General features: G+C 65.9%; 26 protein-coding genes and 1 riboswitch. Of the genes, 15 read left to right on the top strand and 11 right to left on the bottom strand.

Annotation, left to right across the window (positions count from 1 at the left end; genetic code table 11):
• The first annotated feature begins 170 nt into the window (after positions 1 to 170).
• Positions 171 to 1,499, top strand: a complete 1,329-nt coding sequence (locus OHB26_RS28585) for a cytochrome P450 (RefSeq protein ID WP_330180354.1) — start codon at positions 171 to 173, stop codon at positions 1,497 to 1,499.
• Between the two features lie 216 nt (positions 1,500 to 1,715).
• On the opposite strand, the gene OHB26_RS28590 is transcribed toward OHB26_RS28585, so the two are convergent.
• Positions 1,716 to 1,940 carry a hypothetical protein gene (locus OHB26_RS28590; protein ID WP_330180355.1) on the bottom strand — a complete coding sequence of 75 codons (225 nt, stop codon included), beginning with the start codon at positions 1,938 to 1,940 and terminating at the stop codon, positions 1,716 to 1,718.
• A 197-nt stretch (positions 1,941 to 2,137) separates the two neighbouring features.
• Here OHB26_RS28590 and OHB26_RS28595 point away from each other — a divergent pair, with 197 nt between their 5' ends.
• Together OHB26_RS28595 and OHB26_RS28600 are read left to right on the top strand one after the other, a co-directional pair.
• Positions 2,138 to 3,016: a helix-turn-helix domain-containing protein gene (locus OHB26_RS28595; protein WP_330180356.1), complete on the top strand. Its 879-nt coding sequence runs from the start codon at positions 2,138 to 2,140 to the stop codon at positions 3,014 to 3,016.
• Entirely contained in the window at positions 3,013 to 3,222 is a 210-nt protein-coding gene (locus OHB26_RS28600) for a DUF397 domain-containing protein (RefSeq protein ID WP_330180357.1), read from the top strand. Before OHB26_RS28595 ends, OHB26_RS28600 begins: the two co-directional genes overlap by 4 nt.
• On the opposite strand, the gene OHB26_RS28605 is transcribed toward OHB26_RS28600, so the two are convergent.
• Positions 3,219 to 3,800: a TetR/AcrR family transcriptional regulator gene (locus OHB26_RS28605; RefSeq protein WP_330180358.1), complete on the bottom strand. Its 582-nt coding sequence runs from the start codon at positions 3,798 to 3,800 to the stop codon at positions 3,219 to 3,221. The two genes, OHB26_RS28600 and OHB26_RS28605, sit on opposite strands and share 4 nt — an antisense overlap.
• A 93-nt stretch (positions 3,801 to 3,893) precedes the next feature.
• Here OHB26_RS28605 and OHB26_RS28610 point away from each other — a divergent pair, with 93 nt between their 5' ends.
• Positions 3,894 to 4,712, top strand: a complete 819-nt coding sequence (locus OHB26_RS28610; RefSeq protein ID WP_330180359.1) for an SDR family oxidoreductase — start codon at positions 3,894 to 3,896, stop codon at positions 4,710 to 4,712.
• A 13-nt stretch (positions 4,713 to 4,725) separates the two neighbouring features.
• Positions 4,726 to 5,796 carry an NAD(P)H-dependent amine dehydrogenase family protein gene (locus tag OHB26_RS28615; protein WP_330180360.1) on the top strand — a complete coding sequence of 357 codons (1,071 nt, stop codon included), beginning with the start codon at positions 4,726 to 4,728 and terminating at the stop codon, positions 5,794 to 5,796.
• A 9-nt stretch (positions 5,797 to 5,805) separates the two neighbouring features.
• On the opposite strand, the gene OHB26_RS28620 is transcribed toward OHB26_RS28615, so the two are convergent.
• Complete coding sequence (locus OHB26_RS28620) at positions 5,806 to 7,347, bottom strand: AMP-binding protein (protein ID WP_330180361.1); 1,542 nt, start codon at positions 7,345 to 7,347, stop codon at positions 5,806 to 5,808.
• Between the two features lie 705 nt (positions 7,348 to 8,052).
• Between OHB26_RS28620 and OHB26_RS28625 the strand changes: the two genes are divergently transcribed.
• Positions 8,053 to 8,364, top strand: coding sequence for a hypothetical protein (locus OHB26_RS28625; protein ID WP_330180362.1), 312 nt, complete (start codon positions 8,053 to 8,055; stop codon positions 8,362 to 8,364).
• Positions 8,365 to 8,367: 3 nt separating this feature from the next.
• Here OHB26_RS28625 and OHB26_RS28630 read toward each other — a convergent pair whose 3' ends face one another.
• Entirely contained in the window at positions 8,368 to 9,897 is a 1,530-nt protein-coding gene (locus OHB26_RS28630; protein ID WP_330180363.1) for an FAD-dependent oxidoreductase, read from the bottom strand.
• 135 nt (positions 9,898 to 10,032) lie between these two features.
• On the opposite strand from OHB26_RS28630, the gene OHB26_RS28635 reads away from it, so the two are divergent.
• On the top strand, positions 10,033 to 10,290 hold the full coding sequence (locus OHB26_RS28635) for a hypothetical protein (protein ID WP_330180364.1): 258 nt from the start codon (positions 10,033 to 10,035) through the stop codon (positions 10,288 to 10,290).
• A 91-nt stretch (positions 10,291 to 10,381) separates the two neighbouring features.
• On the opposite strand, the gene OHB26_RS28640 is transcribed toward OHB26_RS28635, so the two are convergent.
• Together OHB26_RS28640 and OHB26_RS28645 are read right to left on the bottom strand one after the other, a co-directional pair.
• Entirely contained in the window at positions 10,382 to 11,146 is a 765-nt protein-coding gene (locus OHB26_RS28640) for a helical backbone metal receptor (protein WP_442942731.1), read from the bottom strand.
• The gene (locus OHB26_RS28645; RefSeq protein WP_330180365.1) at positions 11,143 to 12,567 is read right to left on the bottom strand and encodes a short-chain fatty acyl-CoA regulator family protein; all 1,425 of its coding nucleotides are present in this window, start codon (positions 12,565 to 12,567) and stop codon (positions 11,143 to 11,145) included. The genes OHB26_RS28640 and OHB26_RS28645 overlap by 4 nt, the downstream gene beginning before the upstream one ends.
• Before the next feature lie 154 nt (positions 12,568 to 12,721).
• Here OHB26_RS28645 and prpD point away from each other — a divergent pair, with 154 nt between their 5' ends.
• The 5 genes from prpD (at position 12,722) to OHB26_RS28670 (ending at position 18,445) form a co-directional block, all read left to right on the top strand.
• The gene (gene prpD, locus OHB26_RS28650; protein ID WP_330180366.1) at positions 12,722 to 14,224 is read left to right on the top strand and encodes a 2-methylcitrate dehydratase PrpD; all 1,503 of its coding nucleotides are present in this window, start codon (positions 12,722 to 12,724) and stop codon (positions 14,222 to 14,224) included.
• Positions 14,224 to 15,138 carry a methylisocitrate lyase gene (prpB, locus tag OHB26_RS28655; protein ID WP_330180367.1) on the top strand — a complete coding sequence of 305 codons (915 nt, stop codon included), beginning with the start codon at positions 14,224 to 14,226 and terminating at the stop codon, positions 15,136 to 15,138. The genes prpD and prpB overlap by 1 nt, the downstream gene beginning before the upstream one ends.
• Complete coding sequence (locus OHB26_RS28660) at positions 15,138 to 16,262, top strand: bifunctional 2-methylcitrate synthase/citrate synthase (protein WP_330180368.1); 1,125 nt, start codon at positions 15,138 to 15,140, stop codon at positions 16,260 to 16,262. Before prpB ends, OHB26_RS28660 begins: the two co-directional genes overlap by 1 nt.
• Positions 16,263 to 16,412: 150 nt before the next feature.
• A complete protein-coding gene (locus OHB26_RS28665; RefSeq protein ID WP_330180369.1) occupies positions 16,413 to 16,982 on the top strand; it encodes a histidine phosphatase family protein in 570 nt (189 codons plus the stop codon).
• A 100-nt stretch (positions 16,983 to 17,082) separates the two neighbouring features.
• A riboswitch (cobalamin riboswitch) is annotated at positions 17,083 to 17,305 on the top strand.
• A 222-nt stretch (positions 17,306 to 17,527) separates the two neighbouring features.
• Positions 17,528 to 18,445, top strand: coding sequence for a methylenetetrahydrofolate reductase (locus tag OHB26_RS28670; RefSeq protein ID WP_330185807.1), 918 nt, complete (start codon positions 17,528 to 17,530; stop codon positions 18,443 to 18,445).
• A gap of 230 nt (positions 18,446 to 18,675) precedes the next feature.
• On the opposite strand, the gene acpM is transcribed toward OHB26_RS28670, so the two are convergent.
• A complete protein-coding gene (acpM, locus tag OHB26_RS28675) occupies positions 18,676 to 18,981 on the bottom strand; it encodes a meromycolate extension acyl carrier protein AcpM (protein WP_330180370.1) in 306 nt (101 codons plus the stop codon).
• 411 nt (positions 18,982 to 19,392) lie between these two features.
• Between acpM and OHB26_RS28680 the strand changes: the two genes are divergently transcribed.
• Positions 19,393 to 20,133: an MBL fold metallo-hydrolase gene (locus tag OHB26_RS28680; protein WP_330180371.1), complete on the top strand. Its 741-nt coding sequence runs from the start codon at positions 19,393 to 19,395 to the stop codon at positions 20,131 to 20,133.
• A gap of 24 nt (positions 20,134 to 20,157) precedes the next feature.
• Here OHB26_RS28680 and OHB26_RS28685 read toward each other — a convergent pair whose 3' ends face one another.
• The gene (locus tag OHB26_RS28685; RefSeq protein WP_330180372.1) at positions 20,158 to 21,126 is read right to left on the bottom strand and encodes an alpha/beta hydrolase; all 969 of its coding nucleotides are present in this window, start codon (positions 21,124 to 21,126) and stop codon (positions 20,158 to 20,160) included.
• A 220-nt stretch (positions 21,127 to 21,346) separates the two neighbouring features.
• On the opposite strand from OHB26_RS28685, the gene OHB26_RS28690 reads away from it, so the two are divergent.
• Positions 21,347 to 22,177 (top strand): HpcH/HpaI aldolase/citrate lyase family protein, encoded by an 831-nt coding sequence (locus OHB26_RS28690; RefSeq protein ID WP_330180373.1) that lies wholly within the window; start codon positions 21,347 to 21,349, stop codon positions 22,175 to 22,177.
• A 26-nt stretch (positions 22,178 to 22,203) separates the two neighbouring features.
• On the opposite strand, the gene OHB26_RS28695 is transcribed toward OHB26_RS28690, so the two are convergent.
• Both OHB26_RS28695 and OHB26_RS28700 read right to left on the bottom strand, forming a co-directional pair.
• Positions 22,204 to 22,947, bottom strand: coding sequence for a maleate cis-trans isomerase family protein (locus OHB26_RS28695; RefSeq protein ID WP_330180374.1), 744 nt, complete (start codon positions 22,945 to 22,947; stop codon positions 22,204 to 22,206).
• Positions 22,948 to 22,975: 28 nt separating this feature from the next.
• Positions 22,976 to 23,545, bottom strand: a complete 570-nt coding sequence (locus OHB26_RS28700; RefSeq protein WP_330180375.1) for a TetR-like C-terminal domain-containing protein — start codon at positions 23,543 to 23,545, stop codon at positions 22,976 to 22,978.
• An 82-nt stretch (positions 23,546 to 23,627) separates the two neighbouring features.
• Here OHB26_RS28700 and OHB26_RS28705 point away from each other — a divergent pair, with 82 nt between their 5' ends.
• Positions 23,628 to 24,521 carry a DUF4437 domain-containing protein gene (locus OHB26_RS28705; protein WP_330180376.1) on the top strand — a complete coding sequence of 298 codons (894 nt, stop codon included), beginning with the start codon at positions 23,628 to 23,630 and terminating at the stop codon, positions 24,519 to 24,521.
• Between the two features lie 48 nt (positions 24,522 to 24,569).
• Here the strand turns inward: OHB26_RS28705 and OHB26_RS28710 are convergent, their stop codons facing one another.
• Positions 24,570 to 25,313 (bottom strand): maleate cis-trans isomerase family protein, encoded by a 744-nt coding sequence (locus OHB26_RS28710; protein WP_330180377.1) that lies wholly within the window; start codon positions 25,311 to 25,313, stop codon positions 24,570 to 24,572.
• Between the last annotated feature and the right edge of the window lie 3 nt (positions 25,314 to 25,316).

The following is a 25,316-nucleotide window of genomic DNA, read 5'->3' on the forward strand; positions in this document are numbered from 1 at the left end:
TGGGCGTTGCGGCCTGTTTGCGCCCACCCTAGCCATCTATACCCCTGTCCGCCCAGCGCCCGCGAGGTCAACCCGCGCCCCGAAAAGTAGGGGCACCAGAACACGACACTCGTTGGCGCTGCGGGGATTTCATGATTGCCAGACGCCCGGACAGCGGTGAAGATGGCTGCGTGTCACAGACCCCGATAAAGCTGCGCCATCTTCCTCACCTACGCACCCGCCGCCTCGCGCAGCTCGGTGGCCTGATCCGCCCGGGCGCGCACAGTTCCCCGCTCGTGGCGCTGGGCAAGCGCTTCGTCGCGGACCCGCCCGGCTTCCCGACCATGCTCGTCACACACGAGATGGACGATGTTCGAGAGGTATTCACCAATCACGAGGACTTCTCCATCGGCCAGTTGATGGCCAGGCTGTCGAGCCACGACATGGTCTTCGGCAAGGAGACGCTGATCTTCCTGGAGGGTGATGATCATCGTCGTGAGCGCAAGCTGTACTCGCCGCCGTTCCAGAACAAGGCGCTGAAGTCCTACGAAGAGCTGATGATCGAGGTCGTCGAGCGCGAGCTGCCCAAGTGGCCGGTGGGCGAGCCGATCGAATTCCTGACCGCTGGCTACGATCTGGCAATTGGGGTGTTGCTGGGGGTCGTCTTCGGTGATGTGGCACCCTCGCGCAGCGGGCGGCTCGAGGATGCGGTGAAGGCCTGGTTCCATGAGATCGAGAGCCGTGGGTTCCTGGCGGTCACGTTGCTGACCCCGTTCCTGGGTGGGTTCACCCCGCCGTACCCGCCGTTGGCCCGCGCACAGGCCAAGGTCGATGAGGTGATCATCGAGGAGATCACCGCGCGCCGGGCCGCGAACGAGGACGGCGTCGACCGCAAGGATGTGCTCGCGCGGTACATCGATACCGATCTGGATCAGCACGATGATGCCGGACTGGCGCGGAGTATGCGCGGAATCCTGTTGGGCGCGTACGAAACCACCGCCATCACCCTGGGCTGGATCGCCACCATGCTCGCCGCACACCCCGAAGCCATGGCCGAGCTGGACGCGGCCGTAGATTCGGGCGATGAAGCGCGCCTGGACGCCTACCTCGACGCGGTGGTCGCCGAAACCATGCGCCTGCGCCCCGTTTCGCCCTTCACCGGCCGAATCGCCTTGCGCGACACCGTGGTCAACGGCGTGGAGATCCCCGAGGGCACCATCGTCATCATTCCCGTCCTGCTCATCCACGAATCCGAGGAGATCTACCCCGATCCGCTCACCTTCCGCCCCGAACGCTTCCTCGACCGCAAGCCCGACGGCCACAACTGGCTCACCTTCGGCGCGGGCCCGCACCGCTGCCTCGGCGCGCAATTCGCACTGGCCGAAGCCCGAATCCTGTTCCGCGCCATTATCGAAAAGCGCCGCATCGACCCCATCCCCGGCCCGATAGAACCCGCGCGGAAGTACCACACCGGCCTGAGCCCCGCCTACAACGCGCGAATCACCCTGCGTCACAGATAAAACCAACCCACCTCCGACCTGGTCGCGCGATCACCAGGAACTCATGACGCGGATCGGGTCATTCCGGCGACCTCGGTTCCTGGTGATCAATCGCCCAGCCCGGTGGCCCCGGCGTTGGGGGAGCGTGAATGTAATGGCGCTGGCAGATGCGAGAGGCCCCCCGTATGAGTGCATGTACGTGGGAAATCACCTGTCGGTCGGTAGGCGGGATGGGGCTCAGGTGGTGGGATTTGTCCAAATATTCCAGTTTCCCCTGAGATTGTCGCTGTTGTGAGAGCTGCGGATGGTGTGGAGTTCGCGGCTGAGGCGGAGCGCGACTTTGTCGAAATAGACTTTCGCGGAGCATGTTTCGGGGTCACAGTCCCGGTGAGCGGCCTGGCCTCGCCGCGCAACTTCCAAGTTCATGACCGGATAGTCCGGTGGCTCATGGCTGATCGTCATGTCTTTGCCTCCTCGCACTGGGGATCGGTTCGGGGGACTTGGGAGTTACTGTCCGCCGGTGGATAACCACAGGTCTACGCGGTCGCGGTGAGGTTTGGAATGTTCCAGGATGCAAAATGCGCCAAAGGATCTCAGCCTTCCAATCCGGCTGGGAGAATCATTCCAAATTTGCATAAGACCGATAGTGAGGCTAAGAGATGGCTGCTGGTTCCACAGTTCCGCGCCGCCTGATCGGTCGCACGCTGAAGCAGCTCCGTGAACAGGCGGGGATTCCGGCGGTGCGGGCGTACAAGCTCATTGATGTTTCGGCGCAAACACTTTGGCGGATCGAGACCGGGCAGCCCGGGCCGAAGATTCGGGAGATCGATGTCAATGCGTTGTGCAGGCTGTATGGCGCTGATGAGGATATCGTCGCCGCGTTGATCGGCCTGGTCGCCGAGACCAAGAGTCCGGGATGGTGGCACAACTATGGCGCCGCTGTACCCAGTCACTTCGATCTCTATCTGGGAATGGAAGAGTCGGCGCGCAAGCTCACCACGCTTCATCTGAACTTGCTGCCCGGCCTGCTCCAGACGCCCGGCTATCGGCGGGCGGTGATCTGGGCCGCGTACCCGAGCATGGCGACCGTGGAAGTTGAACAGCGTATTGAGATTTCGGCGAAGCGACAGCAACGGCTGTCCGAGGATCCGGCCGACTTCAGTGTGACCATGTATGTCTGTGAGTCGGCGTTGCGCTGGGCGATCGGCGGGCCCGCGGTGATGGCCGAACAGTTGCGCCACATCGCGGATCTGATGGGACTGCCGACCGTGTCAATTCGTGTGGTGCCCATGGGGATTGCGACGCCATTGCCGCTGATCGTTGGTACGTTCACACTGATGGAGTTCCCGATGTTCGCGAACTCCCGCCTGACGGAGCCTCCGTTGGTGTACGTGGAGGGCTACACGGGTGCGCTGTACCTGGACAAGCCAGGAGAGATGGAACAGTATCGGGCCGCCTGCAAGATCTTGCGCGCGACAGCTTTGAGCGAGCCGGAGACCAGGCGGTTGGTACTGAGCATTGCAGAGGAGTTCGAGTGAGCATCGACCTGTCCAAGGCGGAGTGGTTCAAGAGCAGTCGCAGCGGTCCGGATCAGGACTGTGTAGAGGCTGCGCACCTGGGCGGGGGCTCCGTCGGAGTGCGGGACTCCAAGTTGGGGGATATCAGCCCGGTGTTGGTATTCGGGCCGGGCGAGTGGGATTCGTTCAATGCCGCCGTCAAGGGCGGCCGGTTCGATCTGTCCTAGTCGGGGCGGGTGCCCATGATGCCGTAGAGCAGGAGGTCCTCCAGGGATTCGGCGTAGCCGTCGAGGTCGGTGATATCGCGGATGCACATGGCGAACAGGGCTGCGCCGGCGATGGTGTCCAGGAGGGTGTTGGGGTCCAGGCCCGGGCGGGTGGGGTCGGCTTCGGTGGGGAGGTAGTCGGCGAGTTCTTCGCGGGTGGGGGTGTCGAGGCGAGCGGACAGCTTTTCGTAGAGGCCGGAGTCCTGGCGCATTTCCGCCATCAGGCCGGGCATGGCGGCGCGGGTTTCGGCCGAGCCGAAGAGTTGGATGGTCCCTCGGATCACCTTGCGGATCTCCGAGGTCAGGTCGGGGGCTATCTGGTCGGAGCCGACATCCGGGAAGACCGCTTTGGCGATGAGGTGCGCCTTGGTGGGCCAGCGGCGGTAGATGGCGGGGCGGCTCACCCCGGCGCGGGCCGCTATCGCGTCGATTGACGTTGCGGCGTAACCGCGTTCGACCAGCAGGCTGCGGGCGGCGTCCAGGACGGCCTTATCCACCGCGGGGTCGCGGTGCGGGCCCAGGCGATGGCGTTCGGTCACGAAATCCGTCCTTGTCAGCGCGGGTGAGAGTCGTTACAGTCTGTCACAGCAAAGCCGTTACACTCTGTAACTGCTGCGGCTCGAGGAGTTATCGTGTCTGCTGCCCCGCATCTCACCGAGACCTATCGGCCGGTGCCGCTCTTGCAGGACAAAGTCATCGTGGTGTCGGGAATCGGTCCCGGACTGGGTCATTCGCTGACCATCGAGGCGGCCCGGATGGGGGCCGATCTGGTGCTGGTCAGTCGCACCGAATCGCGGTTGGAGAAGCTCGCCGCGGAGGTGCGTGCGCTGGGGCGCAACGCACTGGTCGCGCCCACCGACATCACCGATGAGGAACAGCGCCAGGCATTGGTGGAGCGTGCGGTGGGCGAATTCGGGCGGGTCGACTGCCTGATCAACAATGCCTTCGCCATTCCGCCGATGAATCCGATCACCGAGATCGAGCTCGAAGCGTTGCGCGTCGCCAATGAGACCAATGTCTTCGCACCGCTGCGACTCTCGACGCTCTTCGCCGATGCGCTGGAGCGGACGCGCGGGTCGATCATCATGTTGAACTCGTGCGTCTCGTACAGCTCGCAGCCGGAGTTCTCCGGATACAAGCTCTCCAAAGGCGCACTGGCGCACCTGGCTTCGTCGCTGGCGACCGAGCTCGGCCCGCGTGGCATCCGCGTGAACAGCGTCGCGCCGTCGTACGTGTACGAGGACATCAACAAGGCGTACTTCGACTGGCTGGCCAGCCAGGCCGGAACCACGCACGAGGAGATCTACCGGCAGAAGGCCGAGCCGACCGATCTGCGCCGGCTGGCCGGACCCGAAGAGGTCGCGCGCGCAACGCTTTTCCTGGCCAGCGACCTCGCCAGCGCGGTCACCGGACAGATGCTGACCGTCGACTGCGGTGAATTCCACCGCTGAATCAGGAGTACCCGTGAAGAAGCGAATCGTCCTGTGGGGCACCGGCGTTGTCGGCTCCATGGTGTTGACCGAGATCCTGCGCCATCCGCTGTTCGAACTCGTCGGCGTCGGCGTGAGCAATCCCGACAAGGTCGGCAAGGATGCCGGTGATCTATGTGGGCAGCCGAAAACCGGTGTGCTGGCGACCGATTCGGTCGAGGAACTGATCGCGTTGCGACCGGACGCGCTGGTGCACTACGGGCCCACCGCGCAGTTCGCCGAGGAGAACATCCGGGTCATGACCGCGTTCCTGCGCGCGGGAATCGACGTCTGCTCGACCGCCATGACGCCGTGGGTGTACCCCGAGATCGCACAGCTGCCCGATGTGTGGCGCGATCCGATCACCAAAGCCTGTGCGGCGGGCGGATCTTCGTGTTTCACCACCGGGATCGACCCGGGATTCGCCAACGACCTGTTCCCCATGACCCTCATGGGGCTCTGCGGTGAAGTCAAGTCCGTGCGCGCCTCGGAACTGCTCGACTACACCGAGTACGAGGGCGATTACGAGTTCGAGATGGGCATCGGGCATCCGCCGGAGTTCAAGGCCATGCTCGAACATCCTGATCTGCTGATCATGGCCTGGGGGCCGACCGTGCCGATGATCGCGCGAGCGGTCGGCATCGAACTCGACACCATCACCACCACCTGGGACAAGTGGGTCACGCCCGAGGATCGGCCGTGCGCCAAGGGAATCATCAAGGCGGGCACCGTCGCCGCGATCCGGTTCACCATCAACGGGATCTACAAGGACCGCGAGGTCATCACCCTCGAGCATGTGAACCGGATCGGGCTCGACGCCGCTCCCGAATGGCCCGCCGGGGTCAAGGACGATGTCTACCGCGTGGATATCATCGGCTCGCCGTCGATTTCGCAGGAGACCTCGTTCCGGTTCACCGATGGTTCCGGCCGCGCGCCCGCGGTGGCCGGATGCCTCGCCACCGGGATGCGCGCGCTCAATGCCGTGCCCGCCGTGAACGAGTTGCGGCCGGGATGGGTGACCGCCCTCGACCTTCCGCTGATCGCGGGTGCGGGCACCATCCGCTGAACCGCCGGATCACTCCGCGAGTTCGCGGAGTCGACGTTTGTAGACCTTGCCGCTGTCATCGCGCGGCAGGGAATCCACGACGGTAATGCGGGACGGCACCTTGTAATGGGCCAGTGAGCCGGAAAGCGCCTCGCGCACAACGCCTTCGGTGAGGTCCGCGCCGGGCCGGGGCAGAATGTGCGCGACCACCAGCTCGCCCATATCGCCGGGATCGGGAATGCCGAACACCGCGACGTCTTCGACGCCGTCCAGTGCGGCGATGGCATTCTCGATCTCGGCGGGGTAGATGTTCACCCCGCCGCGAATCACCACTTCGGCGTCACGGCCGGTGAGATACAGGTAGCCGTCGTCGTCGAGGTGGCCGAGGTCGCCCACCCACAGCATGCCCTCGACGGGGGACCGCGGTGCGCCCTGATTCAGATATTCGAAGCGCGGCCAGTAGTCCGCGCCGCGCACCCAGACCCGTCCGATCTGCCGGGCGGGCAAGGGATTTCCGTGCTCGTCACCGATGCGAACCGCCGAGCCATCGGCCGCGCGGCCCACACTGCCCGGATGCGCGAGCCACTCCGCCGCGCTGATCCAGGTGATCGTGCCCGCCTCACTGCAACCGTAGAACTCCCACAGGGCGTCACCGAACAGGTCGATGGCGGCGCGTTTGAGCACGGGCGGACACGGTGCGGCCGAATGGATGACATGCGTCAGGCTCGACAGGTCGTACCGCGCACGCTCGGCGGCGGGCACGCTGAGGATGCGCGACACCATGGTCGGCACGATCTTGACCTGCTGAATGCGATGCCGGTCGACCAGGCGCAGAAAGGCGCGCGCATCCCATTTCGGCATGATCACGATATTCGCGCCCATCCGAAGGCCCAGCACCGCAACGGCATTGGGTGAGGTGTGATACAGCGGCCCGGCCACCAGCATCGGCACGCCGGGAGCCAGACCCATGCGTTGCGCCGTCGCGCCCGCGATACTCAACAACTGGTGCGGGGACATCTGCTCGCGCGCAACACCTTTGGGCTTGCCGGTGGTTCCAGAGGTGTAGATGACGCCCATCGAATCCGCGATCGCGCCCTCGATATGCCCCACGGGGTCCGGATGGGCGTCGATACAGTCCTGTAACAGCTCATGCCGCCCGGTCGGCTCCGCCAGCGCGGCATCCCACCCGCCCTCGGCGAGAAGTTCGGGGGCCATGGCGATTTCGACTATCCGCGCGGCACTCCCGGCCAGCTCGCACGCCGCTTCGAGCACCGGCACGAATTCGGTGTGCGCGAAGATCAGCCGCACCTTCGCATCACTGAGCACATGGGCGACCTCACCCGCCATCCAGCGCGTATTGATCGGCAGCGGATTCCCGCCGGTCGAGGCGATCCCGACCGACACCTCGAGGAATTCGATGTCATTGCGCGCCATGATGACGCACTTATCGCCGCGCCCGATCCCGGCGGCCAGCACCGCCGCCCCGACCCGCCCCGCCCGCGCGAGCGCCTCCGGCTGACTGCGCTCCCGCGCACCGCACACAATCGAGGCAACCTTCGGATCCTGGTTCATACCAACGAAGTCTGCCAGTCCCGGGCTGCCTGGCGGGGTGTGGCTCCCGGCCAAGAGCACGCCGGGGCGAGGGAGGTTTGGTACGCGCCGGGGTGAGGGAGGTTTGGCACGCGCCGGGGCGAGGGAGGTTTGGTACGCGCCGGGGTGAGGGAGGTTTGGTACGCGCCGGGGTGAGGGAGGTTTGGCACGCGCTGAGGTGAGGGTGCACACCGGGGTTAGGGGGGAGTGGCCGGTGAGGGTGGTCGGTGGGGCGGTGCGGGGGCCGGGTGGACCGTGCTCTGGCATTGGACAACGGCCCGGAAGCCGAGGGGGCTTCCGGGCCGTCTCGTTTTACTCCCGGCACCAGCACTTCTATCCGACGTCCCGCTGGGCACCACCGGATGAACACCCCATGTCATCGGAGCCGTCTGCGTGGGCTTCGGCGACGCGAAGTGCCTTCCCTGCACAGTGCGCGCTTCGGTGCGCCGCGCCATGCCCGGAGCAGACCGACCGTAACTCCCGTATCCATGAATCACTGCCGGTCACAACGAGTCTCACCGACATTTCGGCCCCCGTCGAACCGGGCGAACCGGCTGGCACTGCGGGTCGGCGAGTTGGCACGGCCGGTCGGTTGGATTTGGGGGCGGTTTGCGGCGCTGCCCAGCGGATATTGCGTGGATAGTCCACTGAACTACTCGCACTGGAGGAAGTATGCGGAGCTGGTCGATGGGAGCGGGGGCGTCGCTGATGGTCGCGCTGGTGGCTGGGTCACTGGTCAGCGGGTGTGAGCAGGCCAAGGAAGCGGTCAATAAGGGCGGGGATACGCCATGCAGTGAATTCGTGGCGCAGGACAAGGATAAGCAGCGGGTGACCGTGCGCAAGTATCTGGAGCAGGACACCAAAGTGACCCCGACACCGGACGCCGACGGCGTCGACGGTGCCATCGCCGCCATCGGGCTGATGTGTCAGGCGCAGGCCAATCCGGACACGCCGATACGCAATGCCGATCTCACCGGTGTGCTCGTGCCGAAGAAGTAGCGATCACAGCTCCGGACCGGGAAACCGGTCCGGAGTCCGGTAGGGCGAGGCCATGGGGTGCAGACAAGTGCTGGCCGGACCGTCGAGCAGGGTTCCGTCGGGGGCGAAGCGCGAGCCGTGCAGCGGGCAATCCCAGGACTGCTCGGCATCGTTCCAACCCAGAATCCCACCCAGATGCGGGCAGACCGCGGAGATCTCGGTGGTGACCCCGTTGACCGTCGATACGGCGGTCGGGATGACGCCGTGGCGCTCGATTCGGCCCTGCCCTTCCGGCGGCAGCGTGCCCCGGCCCGAGCCCAGGGCATGCCGCCATCCGGTGAGGAGCTGGTGCGCCACCGATATGTTCGCGGAGACGGCCGTCGGCAGGGAACGCAGCTCAGAGGTGCGCCAGCTGCTCAGCGAGCTCGCCCAGACCGGCGGCTTACCGGTCACCCGCCCCGCCAACGCGAGCGCGGCCGCGACGCCGTTCGTCAGACCCCATTTGGCGTAGCCGGTCGCCACCAGAATCTGATCGCGTCCGGGCAGTAGCGGCCCGACGTACGGCAACTCGTCGATCGGCAGATAGTCCTGGGCGGACCAGTTGTGCAGCGGTTCGGCGCTCGGGAACCAGCGCCGCGTCCATTCGATCAACTCGTCGGCATGATTGAGTGCTGAACACGCGCGGCCGACGACATGACCGTGTCCGCCGACCATCAGCACATCGCCCTCGGGTGTCGGGGCATACCGCACCGACCGAGTGGGACCACCGGCGCTGAGAAACATCTGCCGAGGAATCGGCTCGGCGACCCGGAACGCGGACAGATACGAACGTCGTGGCACCAGCCGCGCGAAATACCCACCGCGATCGAGAAACGGTGTGCCGGTTGCGATAACGACGGTGCGCGCGGTGAGCTCGCCATGCTCGGTCTCGACCCGCAACTCGCCGTTGCCGCCGTTGTGCACATTGTGTGCCAGCGTCGATTCGAAGATGGGCGCGGTATGCGCCTCCACATCCGCGGCGAGCGCGGCGAGCAGAGCGATCGGGTCCAGCTGCGCCTGGTCCGATAGTGTCACCGCGCCGAAGAACGGGAAGGGTACGTCGGCCTCGGCCATGGACTCCACCGGCAGGCGTGCCGCCTGCAGTGCCTCCAATTCCTTTCGCACAGCAGACTTCTCCCGCTCGCTCTGGGCATAGGTGACCGCAGACTCCCGCTGCACGGGCAATGAATGCTCCGCGCAGTACCGCAACAACCATTGCCGCCCAGCCTGATTCGCCTCGACATAGTTGATCAGCGCCCGATCGCCATGGCGACGGCGAATCCGCTGCGCCCGTGTCCCCTGTAACAGGCTGACCTTGCCGGTCGACGCGCCCGTCGTGGATTCACCGATGCGCCGCCCCTCTACCACCGCCACCTCGACCCCGCTCTCGGCGAGCAGCAGTGCCGTCACCAGCCCGGTTATCCCGGCACCGATCACCACGGTGTCGAAATGGGACCCCGGGGTCAGTCGCAACCGGGCCGGGGTCTCGGCGTCCTTCATCCACAGAGAAGTCATGTTCGGGCTATATCCGCACACTCGCCGGCGAAACCGGGTGCCCGCGCCGGCCGCCCCGATTGAGCCGCCCGAAGCCGGGTATTGCGACCGATAACGGGTGAACCGGAACTGCACAAGTCAACATGGAGTTGAGCAATGAACGCATATGACGACCGAAGAATGGTTCGCGGGACTCGATCCAGCGTCGCTGGCCTGGTCGGCCTGCTCCTGGTGGTCTGGCTGATCATCGGCGCGGTGGCCGCCGGGCAGCGCCACTATTTCGACAATGCCCCGACGAACTGCGCGAGCACCGGCACCATCGCGGTAACCATCATCGCGGGGCCGCTGAACTATATGGGCGTGAACCCCAAGATCAGCGACTGCAATGTGGACGTTCCGCAGCCCAGCCCGTAACGATTACCTTCCGTAATCCTCGAATTCGGTTGTGACACAACGTCCGCGCGACACCCGGTGCCGCGCGGGCGGTCGCGCGTCGACATGGGGTTCAAGCACGGAAGGTCTGCGACAGTCCGCGGGTGAGGTGTTCGCGCGCAGTCACCAGCGAGGGCCCGTACCAGGTGAGGCTTCGGCCCTCGACCAGAGCTACATCGATGCCCGGAAAAGCCTCCGGACCATCGATTTTCGTGAAGACATACGGTTCGTCCGGGAGGACGGCCAGCTCGATGCCCGCGGTCAATTCCGGCAGTGAGAGTGTCGGATAGCGCTGCGGGCGGTCGGCGTGCACGAGTCGCAGACCCAGGCGGCGGGCCAGATCGCCGGTGAAGGTGTCGCGGCCGACGACCATCCACGGGTCGCGCCAGATCGCGATCACGGCATCGCGGACGAGTTCGGTTGGCGGCGCGGACCATTCGGCCTCGGCGCGGCTCAACCAGCCCGGTGTGGCGAGGCCGAACGCTTCGGCGAAGAGCCGGTTCATCGAGGCGAAGGCTTGTTCGAGGGTCTGTATTCGGGTGACCCACACCGCGATTCCCGCCGTCCGCAGTCGCTCGACATCGAGGCGGCGGTTCTCCTCCTCATTGCACACCACCACATCCGGTGCGAGCTCGGCGATTCGGCGCACATCGGGATTCTTGGTCCCGCGCACCCGCTCGACCGGTAGCTCCGCGGGGTGCGTGCACCAGTCGGTCGCGCCGACCAGCAGACCGGGGCAGGTGAGCGCGATCGCCTCGGTCAGCGAGGGGACCAGTGAGACCACACGCCGGATCGGCCGGTCGATGGGAACCTCGGCCCCGAGGTCGTCGATCATCATGCGCGAGCAGCGGGTGCGTAGGGGACGGTGAGGGCGCGATTGTCGTCCACTTCGATGGGCCGCCCGAGCAGCGGGAACGCGCGCTGCGCGCAATCGGCCCGTTCGCATACCTTGCACCCCGCGCCGATCGGCACCGCCGTACGCGGGTCGTCGATGGGCAGGCCGTGCGAGTACACCAGCTTGCCGGCATAGGCGAGATCGCAGCCCAGCCCGATCGCGAAATCGCGTGTGGGGGAGAGGTATCCGGGGGTGGCCTCATCGGTGGTGCGTGCCAGCCACAGGTAATTACGGCCATCGGGCATCTGCGCGATCTGGGTGCGGATACGCCCGGGCGTGGAGAACGCCTCGTGCACCACCCACAGCGGGCAGCTACCGCCCACCCTGGAGAAGTGAAAAGCCGTGGCGGACTGGCGTTTCGAGATATTTCCGGCGCGGTCGGTGCGTACGAGGAAGAACGGAATGCCCCGCTCGCCCGGGCGTTGCAGCGTCGACAACCGGTGGCAGACGGTCTCGAAGCCGACCTCGAACTTCGCGGCCAGCAATTCGATGTCATAGCGCAGGGTTTCGGCCGCGTCGCGGAACTGCCGGTACGGCAGGATGAGCGCGCCCGCGAAGTAGTTCGCCAACCCGATCCGCAGAACACCACGCGAACGGTCCGGTACGGACTCGGCCGCCTCGATCAGCCGGGCCAGGCGCGCGCCCTGGGTGAGAAAGGCCAGCTGCGTGGCCAATTGGAAGGCGCGCTGGCCCGCGGAGAGCCGCCGGGCGATGGTGAGCACCCGCGCCTGCGGATCGTAGAGGCGTTTGGGGCCCGGCGCGTCCGGATCGTCGTTGCGGATCACCACCGCGATATCGTGCTGTTCGCGCAGGACGCGGGTCAACTGTAGATCCAGGCCGCCGACCGTCAATCCGTTGCGCGCGAACAACTCCTCGGCCGCGGTATCGAGTTCGGCGATGTGATTGCGGCGGTCGTAGAAGTAGTCACGCACATCCTCATAGGGGCGCGCGGTAGCGGAATCGGCTGTGCCGCCGTCGATTCCGGCGGAGAACCGCTCGAGCTGCTCGGTCGCGCCGCGCAGGCGGCGATGCAGGCCGACCAGCAGATGCGCCGCGGCCGGTACCCGGGCGACCAGATCATCGATCTCGGCGTGGGTGATACCCACACTCTCCGGGTCCTCGGCGAAGACGTCCTGTAGATCCGCGATCAGCCGGGCATCGGTATCGGCGGCGAAGAACCCCATATCGAGATCGAAACTGCCGTTGAGCCGCAACAGCACCTGCACGGTCAGCGGACGCTGATCATGCTCGAGCTGATTGACGTAGCTGACCGATATGCCGAGCGCCTTCGCCAGCGCGGACTGCGAGAGCCCGCGCTGTTCGCGCAGCGCCCGCAGGCGGCCTCCGGCATACATCTTCTGCATGACCGCAATCTAGCAGGACCGGCTTCCACAACTTTTACAAATTCACAGCTTCGCTTCCACAAAAGTAGGCATTTGCGGGGGATTTCCACCGTCCACCGGGGTGTGTAGCGTGCGAAATATACCGATGAAGCCGATGTCCGGGAGGACTCCGAACGTGAAGAATCATCTCGTCCGAACGCACCGCTCCGCCGAGCACTTCCCGCGCGAGGAGCACCTGGCATGGCGTATCGCCGAGGTTGCCGCCGATGCGGTGGAGGTCGCGCCGGAGACCGAGGAGATGATCGTCAATCGCATCATCGACAATGCCGCGGTCGCCGCCGCATCGATCATCCGGCGGCCCGTCACCAATGCGCGTGCACAGGCGCTGAGGCACCCGCACCGGCCGGGTGCGACCGTATTCGGCGTCGGCGGCTCGTACTCGCCCGAATGGGCGGCCTGGGCCAATGGAGTCGCGGTGCGCGAGTTGGACTTCCACGACACCTTCCTGGCGGCGGAGTACTCGCATCCGGGCGACAACATTCCGCCGATCCTGGCCGTCGCCCAGCATGCCGGACGCTCGGGTCGTGACCTGATCCGTGGACTGGCAACGGGTTACGAGATCCAGGTGGACCTGGTGCGCGCGATCTGCCTGCACGAGCACAAGATCGACCACGTCGCCCACCTCGGACCGTCCGCCGCCGCCGGTATCGGCACCCTGCTCGGCCTCGGGACCGAGACCATCTACCAGGGGATCGGCCAGGCGCTGCACACCACGACCGCCACCCGTCAGTCCCGAAAGGGTGAGATCTCCAGCTGGAAGGCGTACGCCCCGGCCTTCGCGGGCAAGATGGCGGTCGAGGCCATCGATCGTGCCATGCGCGGTGAAGGTGCGCCGTCGCCCATCTGGGAGGGCGAGGACGGTGTCATCGCCTGGCTGCTGGACGGCCCGAACGCGGAATACGGTGTGCCACTGCCCGGTCCGGGCGAGCCCAAGCGCGGCATCCTGGACACCTACACCAAGGAGCACTCGGCCGAGTACCAGAGCCAGGCACCCATCGACCTGGCCCGCCGGATGCGCGATCGGATCGGTGATTTGGAGCAGATCGCATCGATCGTGCTGTACACCAGCCATCACACGCACCACGTGATCGGCACCGGCTCGAACGATCCGCAGAAGTTCGACCCCGAGGCTTCACGCGAAACCCTGGACCACTCGGTCATGTACATCTTCGCGGTGGCACTGCAGGACGGGACCTGGCATCACGAGCGGTCCTATGCGCCGGAGCGGGCGCAGCGGCCGGACACCATCGCGCTGTGGAACAAGATCCGCACCGCCGAGGATCCGGAGTGGACTCGTCGCTACCACTCCACCGATCCGAATGAGAAGGCGTTCGGTGCGCGCGCCGAGGTCACTTTGAGCAGCGGTGAGGTCATCATCGACGAGCTCGCCGTCGCCGACGCGCATCCCTTGGGCGCGCGGCCTTTCGCCCGCGAGCAGTACATCGCCAAATTCCGCACGCTCGCCGAAGGCGTGCTGGAGCCCGCCGAGCAGGAGCGCTTCCTCGACGTGGTCCAGCGCGCGGGCGAACTGTCCGCCGACGAGCTGTCCGAGCTCAACTTCACCGTCTCACCGGATGTGCTCGCCCGCGCGCCCAAATCCCCGAAAGGTCTGTTCTGATGGCAGGACTGCTGGCAGCCGCCACCTCGGCGTCCGAGAAGCGCGCGGCCTTGCGCGCCGGGCTCTCCTCGAACCGTATCCAGCGTTTGCCGGGCGCCTTCAATCCATTGGTGGCCAAGCTGATTCAGGAGATCGGGTTCGAAGGCGTGTACGTCTCGGGTGCGGTGCTCTCGGCCGATCTGGGGCTGCCCGATATCGGTTTGACCACGCTCACCGAAGTATCCGGGCGGGGACAGCAGATCGCCCGGGTCACCGATCTGCCGGTGCTGATCGACGCCGATACCGGATTCGGTGAACCCATGAGCGCGGCCCGCACGGTCACGGTCATGGAGGACGCCGGAATCGCGGGACTGCACCTGGAAGACCAGGTCAACCCGAAACGCTGCGGTCACCTCGACGGTAAGGCCGTGGTGCCCACCGATGAGATGGTGCGCCGCCTGCGTGCCGCCGTCACCGCGCGCCGCGATCCGAACTTCATCATCTGCGCCCGCACCGATGCCGCCGGAATCGAGGGAATCGACGCGGCCATCGAACGCGCCCGGGCCTATGCCGACGCGGGTGCGGATCTGATCTTCACCGAGGCGCTCGATACCGTGGCCGCCTTCGAGAAGTTCCGGGGCGCGGTCTCAATCCCCTTGCTGGCGAATATGACCGAGTTCGGCAAGTCCGAACTGATCGCGGCGAACACCCTCGAATCCATCGGCTACAACGCCGTCATCTACCCCGTGACGACCCTGCGCCTGGCCATGTACGCCGCCGAAACCGGACTGCGTGAAATCCTCGCCACCGGAACACAATCCGCGCTGCTGGAGCGCATGCAGCAGCGCAGCCGTCTCTACGAACTTCTCCGGTACGAGCGCTACAACGAATTCGACACGGACATCTTCAATTTCACCCTGGAAGGAGACCGGTGATGCCGGAGACCGCGATACCGACCATCTACAAGGGTCTGGCAGGCGTCGTGGTGGACACCACCGCGATATCCAAGGTGGTGCCGGAGACCAACTCGCTGACCTACCGCGGCTATGCGGTACAGGAGCTGGCGGCCAACTGTAGTTTCGAACAGGTCGCCTACCTGCTCTGGAACGGCGAACTGCCCGGTCATGCCGAACTCGAGCGATTCTGCCTGCGGGAGCGGGCTGCTCGGCGCGCCGACCGGTCACTGCTGTCGCTGGTGACCAAACTCCCCGAGAACTGCCATCCGATGGATGTGGTGCGCACGGCGATCAGCTATCTGGGGGCGGAGGACCCGGCGGAGGACGACAATTCTCCGAAAGCCAACCGCGCCAAGGCACTTCGCATGATGGCGGTGCTTCCGACCATTGTCGCCGCCGATCACCGGCGGCGGCACGGACTGGATCCCATTGCGCCGCACTCACATCTGGGCTTCGCGGAGAACTTCCTGAACATGTGCTTCGGGCAGGTGCCCGCACCGGAGCTGGTCAGAGCCTTCGAAGTGTCGCTGATCCTGTACGCCGAGCACAGCTTCAATGCCTCCACCTTCGCCGCCCGCGTGGTCACCTCCACTTTGTCGGATATCTACAGTGCGGTCACCGCGGCCATCGGCGCGCTCAAGGGCCCGCTGCACGGCGGCGCGAACGAGGCCGTCATGCACGACATGATCGAGATCGGCGATCCCGACCTTGCCGCACAGTGGTTGCGAAACAAGCTCGCGCACAAGGAGAAAGTGATGGGCTTCGGCCATCGGGTCTACAAGAACGGTGACTCGCGCGTGCCCACCATGAAGAAGGCGTTCCTGGATATCGCCGCCGCCACCGGCGGGCAGCAGTGGGTGCGGATCTACGACATCCTCGAGCGCACCATGAACGAGGCCACCGGCATCGAACCCAACCTCGACTTCCCGACCGGGCCCGCCTACTACCTGCTCGGCTTCGATATCGAGGCGTTCACACCCATCTTCGTGATGAGCCGCGTCACCGGGTGGACCGCGCACATTATCGAGCAGGGCGAATCCAATGCCCTCATTCGGCCGCTGAGCGAATACGTCGGCGTGCCACAGCGTTCCGTGGTCGCCTGAGCGTCGGCCGGTAGCCCGATCCAAGCAGTGAGTCAGCGTTTGACCTGCGAGCATGTGGTTTCGTAGGGTTGGGCGCTCCCATCCGCGAACTCGAGGAATCATCGTGGCAACCTCTCACGTCCCCCGCTCGCGGAATGCGGTGACCTCGGCATGAGCGCGGTCACCAGGCTCACGCTGATCACGCACGCGATCACCGACGCCGTTCAGGGAGCTCGCTTTCCGGTCGACGAGCCGATCAACGCGCTCGGTGAGCGGACCATCGCCAAGGTCGGTGCATTAATGGGGGCCGACCACACCGTGATTCGGTACGCGCCTGAAATGCGAACGCGGGCAACGGCATCCGCACTCGGGCTGGCCGGTGAGCCGGATGCGGCGCTGCGGGATATCGACCATGGACGCTGGGCGGGGCAGGGGATGGATACCCTCGCATCCGAAGACCTGATGGCTTGGCTCACCGACCCGGCGTATCGCGGGCACGGCGGGGAATCCGTCACCGATCTGATCGACCGGGTGCGCGGCTGGCTCGGCGAGCTCGCCGGACGCGGTGAGCACATTACCGCCATCACCCATCCGGCCATCGTCCGCGCCGCGGTGGTGTGCACCCTCGATGCGCCCGCGCAGTCCTTCTGGCGCATCGATATTCCGCCGCTGACCGCGACCACACTGCATCATCGCGTCCCCGCGTGGACGCTGCGGACCACGGCGAGCGCACTGTACTGAATCCCAACATGCGAGCAGGTGGCGGCAATCGGGCTCGCGTCCGGCTATCCTGTTCGGGCAGCTGGTTCGCTGACGATGCGGCATACGGAGCCCCGAACCCATCGTGAGCGTCGAAACCTGTGCCTCGCACAGGCTAGAGGGAACCCGGTGAGAATCCGGGACTGTCCCGCAGCGGTAAATGGGAACGACGGTCGTCAACGCACCGGGCATACTGCCCGCGAAGCGGCGGCCGCAGGTCCAGCCCCGGCCGGGTGCGCCGGGGTCGACCCGGAGCCGGGTCGGCGCCCATGAGTCCGAAGACCTGCCGGTTGCGCCGGATACGCCGTATCCGGCGGTCGTCGCCTCGCGGATCGGGCGGTACGCCGAGTGGACCCGGGCACGGGATGATGCTTCCAGGGCTCCGCCAGCGTGCACCCCTCCTCGGTGACGACCATCGACTCCGACCATGGAAAACACCGATGCTGAACAACACTGCCGCTCCGGCGGTCGGCTCCACGCACCCACGCGCCCGTATCTCCCCGATCACCTCCGGCGTCTCGTCGGTGGTGAAGAGCCTGCGCGCGCACTCCGGCCCGCGCGTGCCCTTCTCCGTCGAGTTCAACCCGCCCCGCGACGCCGCCGGTGAAGCCCGGCTGTGGCGCGCGGTCCGGGAATTCGAACGCATGCACCCCGCCTTCGTCTCGATGACCTACGGCGCGGGTGGATCCACCAAGGATCGCACCGCCCGGATCACCGGACAGCTCGCCCGGGAAACCACCCTGCTGCCCGTCGCGCACCTGACCGCAGTCGGCCACAGCATCGCTGAACTGCGCTCTCTCGTCGGGTCCTACGCCGATTGCGGAATCCGCAATATCCTCGTCCTGCGCGGTGACCCGCCCGGCGACCCCCTCGGTCCCTGGAGCAAGCATCCCGAAGGCGTCGAATACGCCGAAGAGCTGGTCCGAATCGTCCGCGACCTGGGCGACTTCAACGTCGGTGTGGCATCCTTTCCCCAGGGCCACCACCGCTCACCCGACCTGGACGCCGACACGGCCTTCCTCGCCGCGAAACTCCGTGCGGGAGCGGACTATTCGATCACCCAAATGTTCTTCGACGTGGATGAGTACCTGCGCCTGCGCGACCGCCTCATCGCCCACGACCCCGTCGAAGGCGCGAAACCCATCATCCCCGAACTGATGCCGATCACCTCCCTGCGCACCGTGGCCCGCGCCGAGGAACTCAGCGGCCGCCCCGTCCCACCCCAGGTCCTGAAGCGCCTGCACCGCGCGGCCGGAACCGGCCCCGAAGAGGACAAGGCCGCGGTCCGCGCGGCCGGCATCGAAATCGCCACCGAAATGGCGGAGCGCCTCACCGCCGAAGGCGCCCCCTGCCTCCACTTCATCACCCTCAACTTCGCCAAAGCCACCGGCGAAGTCCTCGACAACCTCGGCTACCGCTCGACCGCCACCCCACTCAGCGCCTGACGGCCCGCCGACATCGCTGCCCGGCGCACGATATGGATGAATCGTTCGGGCAACCGCGCCGAGGTGCTGGACGGTCTCGAACGGCTTCGGTCCTTCGCTGACCGATGACGTTGTTCGACAGTGGGATTCGGGTCAGCGGGCGGAGAGGTGGTAGCGGAGCAGGACTGCCAGTTGGGTTCTGGCGGAGTCGAAGGGGTGGGTGGACTTGAGGGCGCGCGGTCCAGCGGTCATTACTCGGCATGGTCCTCGTTGTACTTGGCCTGCAATTCCGCTGCGAGGTCGGCGTTTTCGGCCTCCATCTGCTGGACGTAGGTGACGGCGTCGCCGACGGTGCGCAGGTTGCCCAGGTCTTCGTCGGGGATTTTGACGCTGTACTTGTCCTCGAGTTGGACGGCGATCTCGACCAGGGACAGTGAGTCGATATCCAGGTCGTCGACGAAGTGCTTGTCGAGGGTTACCTCGGAGGCTTCGATACCGGTGACCTCCTCGATGATCTCGGCGATGCCGGCAACGATCTTTTCCTGGGTGGTGGACACAAATATTCCCTTCGACATGGCATGACTCCGGTGTATGGGCAGGTGACGGGGGAGTAGCTGCGGACCCGCGCTGGTCCGTTCAAACCGGTTGTAGCTCAAGCACTTTCCGTCATCGGCTGCACACAACATATACAGCCGGGTGGAGATCGGATGATGGCGACCCGATACGAAGGTGTGGACACAGGTTTGTGGGAACCCTCCAACGGGCGCGGAGGCTGAATCGGTTGGCCCGGTGATCGTCTCGAACCACCATCGCGCTGGGGTGACATTTGTAGGGATCGCACAGTGCCCGGACGCGGGCGGCGATATCGCCCACCTCGAAACCGGCCGCCTCGCCGATCTGAAGTGAGATGTCCCGGGCGCGCGGCTTTATCCTGGGCAGCCGCGGTATCCCGAAATGAGCGAGGGCTTGTGAAGATCGATCAGATTTCCGATTCCGTCTATGCGGTGGCCGGAACGAATGTCAACTGGGCCTTGGTGAGCGACGGTTCGGGCGTCACCGTCATCGATGCCGGGTATCCGTCCGACAGCGCGGATGTGATCGCCTCGGTGCGGCAGATCGGGCATCAGCTCACCGATATCGCGGCCGTGCTGATCACCCATGCGCACCTCGATCACATCGGCGGGGTGCCCGCGCTGGTCGAACGGGTCGGGATGCCGGTCTATACGGGCGAAGAGGAGGTCCGGCACGCCAAACGCGAATACCTGCAACAGATGACGCCCGTCGGCATGGTCAAACAGCTTGCCACGCAACGCGGTCGACGCTGGGTCGCGCACACCCTGCCCGCCATCTTCGGTCATATCCGGATGACCCTGCCGATGGCCGCCACCGGCCACGCCGACACCCTGGCAGCGCTGCCCGGTGGGCTGGTCGCGATCCCGACTCCCGGGCACACCAGCGGCCACACCGCCTACCTCATGCCGTCCGAGGGTGTGCTGTTCTCCGGCGACGCGCTCGTCACCGGTCACCCGTTGTCCCCGTGTACCGGTCCGCAAATTCTGCCGAGCGTCTTCAACCACGACGAAACCCGCACCCACGACACGGCATTGCGACTGGCCACCCAGCCCGCCCGCATCCTCGTCCCCGGCCACGGCCTGCCCACCTCCTTCGATGCGACTCGCGTGGCGGAAGCGCTCGCCGAGCAGCGCTAGTCGGCGCGGGCTGATGAGAGCCCGTCAGGCCCCGTGCAGCGGTTGTACGTTGGGGACCGCCGGGAGTGAATCGGCTATCGACGTCGCGTCGGAGTAGTAGCCCGGGGTGTGGGTGCCGTCGATGAAATCGGTGGTCCATGCGGTGACGAGCTGTTGCAGGGCGGACACATTGAGTGTTTGGGGGACACCGCACAGGAGCTCGCCGAGGCCATCGCTGCTGGTGCCCTCGGCATCGGTGTGTTCGCCCGCGGGGAGACGGACTCCGATGAAGGGGCGGTGCAACAGGGTTTGCAGGGCCGTCGTTCCGCTGGCGAAGCTGTTGCAGAGCGAGGGCGGTCCGGCGATGGTGAGGATCGGCAGTGGGGTCGCGTCCAGGTCGGTGAGGGCGCGGTCGGTGTTGTTGCCCAGGAACGACTTCACCGCGTCCAACAGGACCAGCCCGCGCAGCCGTGCCCAGGTGGCGGGGGAGGTGGTGCGCAGGCGGTGGGCGACGTATTCGACCGCCTCCGCGCCCGCCGAGTGGCCTACGAAGACCAACTCCTCCGGGATCGCGGGGACCGACCGGCCCGACTCGGCCGCCGCCGCTGCGAGGCTGCGCTGTAGTGGTCCGGTGGAATCGGCAGCGGTAGTGAACAATTGGGCGACCTGATTCAGGAACGGAGTGTTGTCGCCGAGGTTCTGGAGGGTGCAACCGGCCAGGTTCATGAAGGGCAGACTGGGCGCGAAGACGAGATAGCCCGCGTCGGTGAGGGTTTGCGCGAGGGCGGCGACATTGGTATTGCTCCTGGCGAAACCGTGTTGCACCCACACCAGGCCCCGCGGCTGCCCGGCGGGCAGATACCAGTCGGCACTCTGATGGAGGGTCTCGGCGGCGCAGGGGATGTCGACCACTCCCGATAGCGCCGATGGTGCTGCGGCGGCGGGACCGATTCCGCCGACTCCGAGGGCGCATACTGCGGCCAGGACGGTCAGGGTCGAACCTCGAAGGTTCATCGCGACTCCAGTTGCGACATACGCCGTTTCCGTGAGCGGAATAGCGTTTCAGATATATGGGTGATCATTAGCGGACATATCCCGGCACCTGTCAAGGCTCCGGCGAATAGACCGTAAAAGTTGGGCGGGGCGAACCGATTGCGGAAATGTTTCGTTCTGTGGAACAGTGTTTCGCAGAAGGCGAGCCCGTCGCATCCGGCTCGCGGTCAGGAGACCCGTGATGAGATCCGTCCTCTATGTGCCCGGCAACCGCCCGGAACTGTTCGACAAAGCCGTGGCGGGTCCGGCCGATGTGGTGCTGCTGGACCTGGAGGACGCGGTTCCCCTGGGCGACAAGGACTCCGCACGCGCGGAGGTGTCGAACTGGCTGCGTACCGTCACCGTCGCGCGGCCTCGCATCTGGGTGCGGGTCAACTCCGGACCCGAGGCCCATCGCGATTTGAGCGCGGTCGCACTACCCGTCCTGGATGCGATCTGTCTGGCCAAAACCGAATCGGCGGAACAGGTTCGCGCCGCCGCGACGGTGCTGAGCGCGCATGAGGCCGTACCCGGCCGAATTCGGATCTGCCCGTTGCTGGAGAGCGCCAACGCGATCCTGGAGGCCCGCGCCATCGCCGCCGCACCGCGCGTGGCCCGGCTGCAACTGGGGGAGGCGGACCTGTGCGCCGACACCGGAATCGATCCGGGTGACCCCGGCGGGCTGCTCGCCATCCGCACCCAGGTGGTGCTGGCCAGCGCCGCCGCGGGCATCGATCCGCCGATCGGCCCGGTCAGCACCGACTTTCGTGACCTGGACGCGCTCGCGGAATCAACGAAGAACCTGGCGCGCTTGGGGTTTCGCGGCCGCTCCTGCATTCACCCGGCTCAGGTCCCGATCGTCAACGAGGTATTCACCCCGGACCCGGTGGCGCTGACACGCGCCCGAGAGCTGTTGTCCCGCTTCGAATCCGCGCACGGCGGGGTGGTGCTGGACGCCGACGGGCGCATGGTGGACCTGGCGGTCATCCGCCGGGCTCGGAGGCTGCTCGCCGATGCGGGTGCCGAACGGTGAGCGGACCCGGTCCCCGAATCGGTGTGTCAATGCTCGCGTAGCAACCGCCCCGCGCCCTCGACGCGATCGTCCAGCCCGTGCTCGCGCAGCGCATGCCACAGTGTCGCCGCGTTGATGGCGATGACCGGCTTGCCCAGCTCCCGCTCCAGCTCATCGGCCAATGCCACGAACGACAGATTGGTGCCCACCTGGACGATGGCCTCGACATCGGGTCCATCGAGTTCGGCGACCACCGCGCGTAATCGTTCGTCGCCGACCCGCGCGATATCCATCGCCGTCGGACAGCGCAGCCCGGTGATGGCGGCGATATCGAACCCGGCTTCGGTGAAGAACGTCCCGACCTCGACATCGGCAACCGGTTGATAGGGGGAGAACACCGCGATACGCCGGCAGTCGAGCTCGCGCAGCGCCGCGCGGCAGGAACTCGCACCGGTGGTCACCGGCAATCCGGTGCGATCGCGCAACCGCTGCTCGAAGGCCGCGTTCCCCGCCACACCGCCCCAGAACGTCTCCGCGGACATGCCCATGACCATGCGATCCGGTTCGGCGGTGAGCGCATCGCGCACGGCCGTATCGATGGACGCGCGGATCTGCCCCAGCAGCGCCCGGAAGTCGTCGTCATCGCCCATCACCGGATTCTCGATATACATCGATCCCGCGCGGTAGGCGATGCCCGGCACGCGCGCCGTCCAATAGTCGTGTTCGACAACGGTATTGGTGCTGGGCACGATCACGCCGAAGACGGCACGGGTTCCCACTGAGTTGGTCATCGGGTTTCCTCGGATTCGCGAGATCTGGTCACTGAGAGCGAGTCGTGATGTGTGACAGCGCCTCCGCGACGGCGCGATGAGCGCGATCGCGGTCCGCCGGTCGATCCAGCAGCAGCGCGTCGACCAGCAGCGGGGCCACGATCGCCATGGCGGTCTCCGCCACGACCGAGGGATCGGTGATCCCGGCGGCGAAAGCGGCTGTGCGGAAAGGCTCGAGGAGGTCGAGCACATAGCGCTGACGGAGCTCGACGCATTCGGGATCGGTGGCCGAGGCGGTGACCAGGGCGCGCAGAAACGCCCCGACGGGCTTGTCGCGCAACCGATCACACAGCAGATCCACCTCCGCGTGCAGATCCGCCACCGGATCGCCGGTCGGCTCCGGTGACGGATGCGGGGCGACGGCGATGAGTGCGGCCAGGAAATCCTTCGGTGCGGGCCAGTGTCGGTAGATGGTGGTGCGCGCGACGCCGGTAATCCCGTGCAGCCGTTGCGGAGTCAGTGCCACCGCCCCCTCGGTGAGTACGAGCTCGAGGGCGGCGGTGAGCACTATCTCCGCGGTGTCGGCTGCGGGCCCCGCCGGTCGTCCAGGTCTGGTCACAGCAATAAACGATACATCTTGTTTTGCTTATTCGTAAGCGCTACATTCTGTATCGGAATTACCGCTTCCCTCAGGAGGACCCGTGCGTCCGCATGTTGAACTCATCGACGAAAAAGACCTGATCTGGCATCTCGCCGAATTCGAGAACGCCACCGGCAGCGCCGAACAGCGCAATCTCAGCTATGACGAGGAGGACGGCTCCGCCTCGCTCAAGGTTCGCTTCACCAGCGACTGGACCCGCCCCGCGGGCGTGCATCTGGCCGCCACCGAATGGTTCGTACTCTCGGGCCGAGTCACCATCGGCGATACCGAGCTCGGCCCGGAGGGGTTCTGGATGGCCCCCGTCGGCGTGCTGACACCGGCGCTGTCGGTGGCGGCCGGGACCGAGATCCTGCTGTTCCGAGAGGGCGGTGGCTGGGGTTTCGAAGCGGCCGACGCCGACCGCGAATTCGTCCGTCCCGACCAGAAATTGGTCGTTCTGGACTCGGCGGCCATGCCGTGGATCGATGTCAAAGACGGCAGCCCGATGCGCTTCGACCTGGGCGGCACCCCCGTCCCGGGCCTGTACATCAAACTCCTGCAACGCGATGAGAAGACCGGTTTCTACACCCGCTTGATCAAGGCAAAGCCCGGCTGGCGGGAGGAGCCGCTGGCGCATCACCCGTGCAGTGAGGAGGCGTACTGCCTGGACGGCGGCTTCGAATACAACTTCGGAAATATGTGGCCGGGAACGTATTTCTGGCGGCCGCCCTTCATCAGGCACGGTGATTTCACCGCCGACGCCGAGCGGGGCTGTACCTGGATCGTGCGGTCGGACGCCGATCTGGTGGATTGGTACACCGACAATGCCAAGGTCGTCATGACCGGCGACGCCACTAATTGGGGTCCGGACTTCCCGGAGACCGCCGCACCCCGCTTCATCTCCCCGGTGCGCTCGGCCTCCATCGGGTTGTGGGCCGATCCGACGCATCAGTAGTACGAAGAGGCCGGGCCCCGATGACGGGCCCGGTCTTTCTCTTGTGTGTCAGTGATCGCGGAGCAGCGTCCCTGCGCCCTCGATGCGATCGGCTATTCCATTGTCACGCAATGCCATCCACCAGGTGGCGGCATTGATGGCGAGCACCGGTTTGCCCAGCCAGCGCTCGGCCTCATCGGCCAATCGCACCATGGACAGGTTGGTGCCGCACTGCACCAGGGCGTCCACACCGTCTCCGTCCACGTCCAGCAGCGCCTCGCGCAAGCGGTCCTCCGGTACATGGGCGATGGATACCGCTGTCGGACAGCGCAATCCGGTGATGGCCTTGACCTCGAAACCGAGTTCGCCGAAGAACCGCACCACATTCTCATCGCCCACCGGTTGATAGGGCGTGACCACGCCGATGCGCTTGGCCCCGAACAACTCCAGCGCCCGGCGGCAAGCCTCCGCCCCGGTGGCGACCTGTAAACCGGTGACCTCGTGGATCTGCTGGACGAACCGCCGATTGCCTTCGACTCCGCCCCAGAAGGTTTCGGCGGACATCCCCATGACCATATAGTCGGGTTCGCAGGTCAGGACCCGCTCGCAGGCGGCGACGAGTTCGGCGCGGATCTGATCGAGCAGGCGCTCCATACCGGCGTCGTCGCTCATATTCTGGTCGCGGATGTGAATGCGACCGAAGTGGGCCGTCACCCCGGGAACGCCCATCCGGGCGAAATCCGGTTCCACGACGGTATTGGTCGAGGGTGCCAGCACACCGAACTTGGTGCGCCAGCCCAGTACGTCGGGCATCGA

The organism is Nocardia sp. NBC_01503 (genome assembly GCF_036327755.1).
GTDB lineage: Bacteria > Actinomycetota > Actinomycetes > Mycobacteriales > Mycobacteriaceae > Nocardia.

Bases quoted from the DNA above. Each gene is read 5' to 3' on its own strand.
- OHB26_RS28685 (WP_330180372.1), bottom strand. From the start codon at position 21,126: ATGAACCTTCGAGGTTCGACCCTGACCGTCCTGGCCGCAGTATGCGCC.
- prpB (WP_330180367.1), top strand. From the start codon at position 14,224: ATGGCAGGACTGCTGGCAGCCGCCACCTCGGCGTCCGAGAAGCGCGCG.
- OHB26_RS28660 (WP_330180368.1), top strand. From the start codon at position 15,138: ATGCCGGAGACCGCGATACCGACCATCTACAAGGGTCTGGCAGGCGTC.
- OHB26_RS28710 (WP_330180377.1), bottom strand. From the start codon at position 25,313: ATGCCCGACGTACTGGGCTGGCGCACCAAGTTCGGTGTGCTGGCACCC.
- OHB26_RS28630 (WP_330180363.1), bottom strand. From the start codon at position 9,897: ATGACTTCTCTGTGGATGAAGGACGCCGAGACCCCGGCCCGGTTGCGA.
- OHB26_RS28620 (WP_330180361.1), bottom strand. From the start codon at position 7,347: ATGAACCAGGATCCGAAGGTTGCCTCGATTGTGTGCGGTGCGCGGGAG.
- OHB26_RS28665 (WP_330180369.1), top strand. From the start codon at position 16,413: ATGAGCGCGGTCACCAGGCTCACGCTGATCACGCACGCGATCACCGAC.
- OHB26_RS28695 (WP_330180374.1), bottom strand. From the start codon at position 22,947: ATGACCAACTCAGTGGGAACCCGTGCCGTCTTCGGCGTGATCGTGCCC.
- OHB26_RS28640 (WP_442942731.1), bottom strand. From the start codon at position 11,146: ATGATGATCGACGACCTCGGGGCCGAGGTTCCCATCGACCGGCCGATC.
- OHB26_RS28690 (WP_330180373.1), top strand. From the start codon at position 21,347: ATGAGATCCGTCCTCTATGTGCCCGGCAACCGCCCGGAACTGTTCGAC.
- OHB26_RS28590 (WP_330180355.1), bottom strand. From the start codon at position 1,940: ATGACGATCAGCCATGAGCCACCGGACTATCCGGTCATGAACTTGGAA.
- OHB26_RS28645 (WP_330180365.1), bottom strand. From the start codon at position 12,567: ATGCAGAAGATGTATGCCGGAGGCCGCCTGCGGGCGCTGCGCGAACAG.
- OHB26_RS28625 (WP_330180362.1), top strand. From the start codon at position 8,053: ATGGGAGCGGGGGCGTCGCTGATGGTCGCGCTGGTGGCTGGGTCACTG.
- OHB26_RS28635 (WP_330180364.1), top strand. From the start codon at position 10,033: ATGAACGCATATGACGACCGAAGAATGGTTCGCGGGACTCGATCCAGC.
- OHB26_RS28595 (WP_330180356.1), top strand. From the start codon at position 2,138: ATGGCTGCTGGTTCCACAGTTCCGCGCCGCCTGATCGGTCGCACGCTG.